Below are 253 nucleotides of genomic sequence, written 5' to 3'. Positions count from 1 at the left end.
ATTCATACCACTGCCAACACGGTACGCCCAGCATTTCAGTTGATTAAAACCGCTCCGCAGTATTCCTTGGTATCCTCTATCTTCTTTATGCTGCTACCAGAACAAGTGGTGGTCTATGGGGATTGCGCCATTAATCCTGACCCAACAGCGGAAGAATTGGCAGAAATTGCCATTCAGTCGGCACAATCAGCAGCTGCATTCGGCATTGAACCCAAAGTTGCCATGATTAGCTACTCAACAGGCGCATCAGGTA

Annotated in this window: 1 protein-coding gene; it reads left to right on the top strand. The window is 47.8% G+C overall.

Features of this window, described 5'->3' with window-relative positions; all coding sequences use genetic code 11:
- The coding region (locus AAEY80_RS14705; protein WP_350588622.1) for a phosphate acyltransferase at nt 1-253 on the top strand (253 nt) is incomplete at both ends.

Source organism: Psychrobacter sp. 78a-MNA-CIBAN-0178 (genome assembly GCF_040309625.1).
Taxonomy (GTDB): Bacteria; Pseudomonadota; Gammaproteobacteria; order Pseudomonadales; family Moraxellaceae; genus Psychrobacter; species Psychrobacter okhotskensis.
This window is presented reverse-complemented; position numbering and strand designations above follow the sequence as displayed.